Annotated in this window: 6 protein-coding genes and 1 pseudogene; 5 read left to right on the top strand and 2 right to left on the bottom strand. The window is 67.6% G+C overall.

Annotated elements, in window-relative coordinates:
• A partial coding sequence (locus RMO04_RS08840; protein ID WP_309644418.1) for a hypothetical protein occupies window positions 1-626 on the bottom strand: 626 nt, incomplete at its 3' end.
• Between the two features lie 193 nt (window positions 627-819).
• Between RMO04_RS08840 and RMO04_RS08845 the strand changes: the two genes are divergently transcribed.
• The 5 genes from RMO04_RS08845 to dnaA all read left to right on the top strand — a co-directional run bounded on the left by RMO04_RS08845 (window position 820) and on the right by dnaA (window position 5,321).
• Window positions 820-1,686 carry a TraB/GumN family protein gene (locus tag RMO04_RS08845; RefSeq protein WP_309644419.1) on the top strand — a complete coding sequence of 289 codons (867 nt, stop codon included), beginning with the start codon at window positions 820-822 and terminating at the stop codon, window positions 1,684-1,686.
• Window positions 1,687-1,719: 33 nt separating this feature from the next.
• A complete protein-coding gene (locus RMO04_RS08850) occupies window positions 1,720-2,496 on the top strand; it encodes an enoyl-CoA hydratase (RefSeq protein WP_309644420.1) in 777 nt (258 codons plus the stop codon).
• Window positions 2,497-2,499: 3 nt separating this feature from the next.
• Entirely contained in the window at window positions 2,500-3,081 is a 582-nt protein-coding gene (locus RMO04_RS08855) for a GDSL-type esterase/lipase family protein (RefSeq protein ID WP_309644421.1), read from the top strand.
• A gap of 107 nt (window positions 3,082-3,188) precedes the next feature.
• Window positions 3,189-3,458 (top strand): 30S ribosomal protein S20, encoded by a 270-nt coding sequence (gene rpsT / locus RMO04_RS08860; protein WP_309644422.1) that lies wholly within the window; start codon window positions 3,189-3,191, stop codon window positions 3,456-3,458.
• 408 nt (window positions 3,459-3,866) lie between these two features.
• Window positions 3,867-5,321, top strand: coding sequence for a chromosomal replication initiator protein DnaA (gene dnaA / locus RMO04_RS08865; RefSeq protein WP_309644423.1), 1,455 nt, complete (start codon window positions 3,867-3,869; stop codon window positions 5,319-5,321).
• Between the two features lie 58 nt (window positions 5,322-5,379).
• On the opposite strand, the pseudogene RMO04_RS08870 reads toward dnaA, so the two are convergent.
• A pseudogene (locus RMO04_RS08870) lies at window positions 5,380-5,653 on the bottom strand (SOS response-associated peptidase); the annotation flags it as partial.

A 5,653-nucleotide genomic window follows, 5' to 3' on the forward strand; every position in this document is an offset into this window, starting at 1 on the left:
CCGATGATCATCATCGCCCAGGTGGCCGGTTCCGGCACCGCCGACTGGAAGGCGAAATCGTCGACTTCGAACGCCTTGTTGGTCGACGTCAGGCGAACCCCGCCGAGGTTCCGATCCGAGCCCGTCAGGGTGAAGTTCACGCGGCGGTTGGTGAACGGATCGCTCGTGTCGCCGTCCGACGGCGGGATCGTGCCGCCGCTCTGGCTGAAATAGACGACGCCCGCTTTGTCCAGGAGTTCGATGGTGTTGTATTTGTCGATCGAGCCCCAATAGAAGCTGAAGCTCGCCACCTGGCCAGGGAGCCAGGCCCCCAGCATGATGTCGGCCGAGCCGCTCGTCCCCGTGTCGGGCACGGAGAGGTAGTCGGTGGTGTCGCCGGCGGGCGCTTCATAGTCACCGGGCGAGCTGGAGCCGCCGAAATTGATCTGGCCATTGCCGAACGCAGTGACGCCGACCGGGAAGCCCGGGACCCCGCCCTCGAAATCGATGACCATCGTCTGGCCGGCGAACGCACCGGGATCGGGCGCACCATTGACCGATGTGACCGTCACCAAGGCCTGGGCCGAGCCCGCGATGGTGAGCGCCCCAACCGTAGCCAAGGCCGCAAGCTTGTACTTGTAAGTCATGATAGACCCCCTGGATGCAGGGGTCGGAACGGCCCCCAATTTCAGCGACCAGCGTTGTCCCGATCCAGATCAATAGTAAAGTGTTAACGCGCAGTAACTTGGCTCTATGATGCGGATGAGTGCAGATTCTTTCATGATGTGCCGTTTGGTTAACGCAATATTCCCGCGCCAGGCGAGTCTAGGGCGGCGGTTCATGGCGCGGCGGCTTCTTGCGGTCTCGGTCGGCCTCGCCCTCTTCGCCTGCGGCCCGGCGGAGGCCAAGCCGCCTTACTGGATCGTGCGCGACGCCGACTCCGAGATGCTGATCTTCGGCTCGGTCCACGTCCTGAAGCCCGGCCTGGACTGGCGCCCGCCCGAGTTGGACGCCGCCCTGGTCAAGGCCGACGACCTGTGGTTCGAGCTGCCAATCGACGCGGCCGCCGAGGCGCGGACCGCTCAGCTCGCCGCCATCCGCGGCTTGCTGCCGGAGGGCAAGACCCTGTCGAGCCTGCTGCCGCCCGACGGCGCCAAGCGACTGGCCAAGGCCTCCGAGACCCTTGGGGTCAGCCTGGCGGTCATGGACCGTTTCGAGCCCTGGTTCGCCGAGGTGCTGCTGGCCGGAGCTCAGTTCCGCAAGGCCGGCGCCGACATCGGCGCGGGCGTCGAGAAGGTGTTGTCGGCGCAGGCGCCGGCCACGGCCCAGCGCAGGGCGTTCGAAACCCCCGACGAGCAGATCGCCATCTTCGACTCCGCGCCGCTGGAGGACCAATTGGCCTCTCTGCAGCGCAGCCTGGTCGAGCTGCAGACCGACCCGGACGCCTATGACGCCCTCATCGCCGACTGGATGGTGGGAGACCTGGCCGCCATCGACGAGCAGGCCCTGGGGCCGCTGCGCGACGTCGCGCCCGGCCTCTATGCACGGATGGTCACCGAGCGGAACACGCGATGGATCGCGACCCTGCGTACCCGGTTGGCCGGCAAGGGCCGCACGGTGGTGGTGGTGGGCGTCGGACACCTGGTGGGCGACGACGGCCTGCCCGCGCGTCTGCGGGCGCTTGGCTATTCGGTCGAGGGGCCTTAGAGGCCAAGGCCAGGACAACCGCGCGAGGCCGGCATGAGCTACGAGACCCTGATCGTCGAGACCACCGACGCCGTGACCCTCATCAAGCTGAACCGGCCAAAGGCGCTCAACGCGCTGAACAGCCAACTGCTGGCCGAACTGTGCGCCGCCCTGGACGCGGCCGAGGCGGACGACGGAGTCCGCTGCCTGGTGCTGACCGGCTCGGAACGCGCCTTCGCGGCCGGCGCCGACATCAAGGAGATGTCGGACAAGTCCTACGCCGAGATGTTCAAGGGCGACTTCTTCGGCGCCAGCGCCCGGCGCATCGAGCAGTTCCGCAAGCCGATCATCGCCGCCGTGTCCGGCTACGCCCTGGGGGGCGGCTGCGAACTGGCCATGCTGTGCGATTTCATCATCGCGTCGGAGACCGCCAAGTTCGGCCAGCCCGAGATCAATCTCGGGGTCGCTCCCGGCATTGGCGGCACCCAGCGCCTGACCCGCTTCGTCGGCAAGTCCAAGGCCATGGACATGATCCTCACCGCCCGGATGATGGACGCCGCAGAGGCCGAGCGCACGGGCCTGGTCAGCCGGGTGGTCCCCGCCGACAAGCTGCTGGAGGAGGCCATGGCCGCCGCCGCCAAGATCGCCGCCCAGTCGCCCTTGGCGGTGATGATGAACAAGGAGCTGGTCGAGGCCGCCTACGAGACCACCCTGTCGGCCGGCGTCACCCTGGAGCGGCGCCTGTTCCACTCGCTGTTCGCCTTCGAGGACCAGAAGGAGGGCATGGCCGCCTTCGTGGAGAAGCGGAAGCCCGCTTTCAAAGGCAAGTAACTCGTGCGGCTGATCGCCTTCGGGGACTCGATGGTCGCCGGCGCCGGGGACCCCGACCATCTGGGCTGGATCGGACGCGCCCTGGCGGGCCGTCGCGCCGTGACACTTTACAATCTGGGCGTTCGTCGCGAGACCTCGGGCGACATCGCCGCGCGCTGGCGTGCCGAGGCCATGCCGCGCCTGGTCGACGATGAGCCGATGCAGATCGTGTTCTCGTTCGGCGCCAACGACTGCCATATCGAGGATGGCCGGCCCAGGGTCGCCCAGGCCCAGTCCCTGAAGAACGCCCACGCCATGCTCACGGGCGCGGCGGCCATCGCCCCCGTGCTGCTGGTCGGCCCGCCGCCCATGGCCGATCCCGGCGTCTCCGCCCGGCTGGAGGGCCTGAACGACACCCTGAAGGCCCTGGCCGCGCGCCTCAAGGTCCCCTTCATCGACGTGTTCCGGCCGCTGGCGGCCGACGGGCTGTTCCAGGCCGAGGCGCTGGCCTGGGACGGGGCCCACCCCGGCGCGGCCGGCTATCAGCGCATGGCCGACCTCGTGCGGGTTCATCCGGCGTGGACGGCCTTCACCCTGGCCGATTAAACCCGGCCGCGCGGATTGACCCCAGGCCCGCCGTCCCGTATATCCGCGCCTCCAATTTACCCGCCCAGGTCCTGGACCCGGGCGCGATCCGTATTGAGAGCTGACACATGGCCAACACGCCCGGCGCTAAGAAAGCGGTCCGCAAGATCGAACGCCGCACCGAAGTGAACAAGGCGCGCCGCTCGCGCGTGCGTACCTATCTGCGCAAGTTCGAAGAAGCGGTCACCGCCGGTGACGCTGGCGCCGCCAAGGACGCCTTCATCGAAGCTCAGTCCGAGCTGATGCGCGCCGTCTCCAAGGGCGTCGTCCACAAGAACACCGGCTCGCGGAAAGTCTCCCGCCTGGCCGCCCAGCTCAAGAAGCTGGCCGCCGCCTGAGGTTGCGGCGCCGGCCAACAAGCTTGGCCGGCATCTTCCTGATCTAAATGGTCTTTTTGACGCACCCGCGGGTTGTTCAACCCGCGGGCGATTCCGTTTGCGCCGCATCAAAACGTGCTGCGGCTGCGGCGAATCTTCTCAGTTAACGGAGTGTCGAAATTGGGATTCCCTTGCCGCGCGAGGGGTGGATTTGAGTCAACGAAAATATCGATATGAGTCGCGAAGAATCACCGTTGACCCCCTACCCGCCCCGACTAGGGTGGCAAGTCTTAAGACGTCCTTCCATCTGATCTCGGATGAAAAAAGACGGCGGCGAGGGCTATGCTCGCGCTGAATAAGGCTTTGTGTTCGTTCAACAAAGTTGGCCGTCGCGGGGGCGCTGGGCTGATGACACATGATGGGGTTGGTATGATGGCCACTGGAGGCATTGCAGGGTCTGTGTCTGAGACGCCGGCGGGGGCTGTCTGGACGAAAACCTGCATCGCGCTGAGGCGGGAGCTGGGCGAGGCGACCTTCGGATCGTGGCTCGGCCAGGCCGCCCTGCGCGAGCACGGGGCGGAGCTTTGCCTGGTCGCCGCCACCGGCATGGCTCGCGATTGGATTCGCCGCCATGCCTGGCGCCGGATCGGGGAGCTTTGGGCCCAGAATGACCCGATGGGCCGCAGCCTCGACCTGAAGTCGCGGATGGAGTTCGACGCCATGGCGGGCGGCGGCTACGCCGAGACCCAGGCCCTGTCCTCTCCTTCTGTCCAGGCCGTGGACACCGATGTCATTGAGATCGAGGTCCCCGTCGCCGCCCCGACCGCCGACGCCCGCGCGGCGCGCCAGCAGGGCCTGCAGGAGCGGTTCTCCTTCGAGACTTTCGTGGCGGGTCCCGCCAACGAGTTCGCCTTCGCCGTGGCGCGCCGGGTGGCCTCCTGGGCCGATGGCCACTTCAATCCTGTGATCTTCCATGGCCCCTACGGCTTCGGGAAAACTCACCTCCTGAACGCGCTCGCCTGGGAGGCCATGAAGACGGGCCCCGGCAAGCGCATCGTCTACATCACCGCCGAACGCTTCACGACGACCTTCGTCAAGGCTGTCCAGGACCGCCAGACCGCGGCGTTCAAGGACGAACTGCGCAACGCCGACCTCCTGCTGATCGACGACGTCCAGTTCGTGGCCGGCAAGACCTCCACCCAGGAGGAGCTGTTCCACACCCTGCTGGCCCTGGTCGAGGACGGCCGCCGCGTGGTGATGACCGCCGACCGTTCGCCCGCCGAGCTGTCGGAGATGGAGCCGCGCCTGCGCAGCCACCTGCAGTCGGGCCTGGTCTGCGGCATCGAGCCCGCCGACCGCACCCTGCGCCTAGGCATCCTGGAGCGTAAGCTCGCCACCCTGGCCGCCCAGGGCCGCTTCGTGCCCTCCGCCAAGCCCGAGGTCCTGCAGTTCCTCGCCGACCGCTTCACAGACAGCGTGCGCGAACTGGAAGGCGCCTTGAACACCCTCATCGCCCGCGTGGGCGGCGATATCGCCCGCCTCAGCCTGGACGAGGCCCAGACCATCCTGCGGCCCCACCTCGCCTGCAACGAACGCCGGGTGACCGTCGACCAGATCCAGAAGGTGGTGGCCGAACACTACCAGCTCAAGCAGGCCGACATGATCTCCGAGCGCCGCGCCCGCGCGGTGGCCCGGCCCCGCCAAGTGGCTATGTGGATCGCCAAGCAGATCACCACACGCTCCCTGCCCGACATCGGCCGGAGGTTCGGCGGCCGCGACCACACCACCGTGCTGCATGCGGTACGCCGGATCGAGGCGTTGAAGGCCGAGGATCCGATGATCGCCCGCGACGTGGACGTCCTGCTGCGCAAGCTCAGGGGTTGATCCCGCCTCAATAGGCTGGAAGCCGAAGGCCCGCCCTCACCGGCGGGCCTTTCGCGTTCTAGGCCGCCAGGTCGACCCCGTCCCGGCGCACGGTCTGGACCGTCAGCGTCCCCATTGGGCCTGGCCGTAGCAGCTCGCGCTCCGGCCTCGCCAGTGTCAGCCAATCCATCCCGGCCTCGGGGCCGAAGGTGACGATCTGGCGGTCATGGAAGGGCTTCACGTCCTCGCCGGGCTCGGTGGTCAGCAGGCTGAAGCAGCCCTCCTTGACGATGCCGGCGATCCAGAACCAGTCCTCGCCGGCCAGGGTGAAGCGGTGGCGATCCTTCAGCTTG

Source organism: Phenylobacterium sp., from assembly GCF_031412415.1.
Classification (GTDB): Bacteria; Pseudomonadota; Alphaproteobacteria; order Caulobacterales; family Caulobacteraceae; genus Phenylobacterium.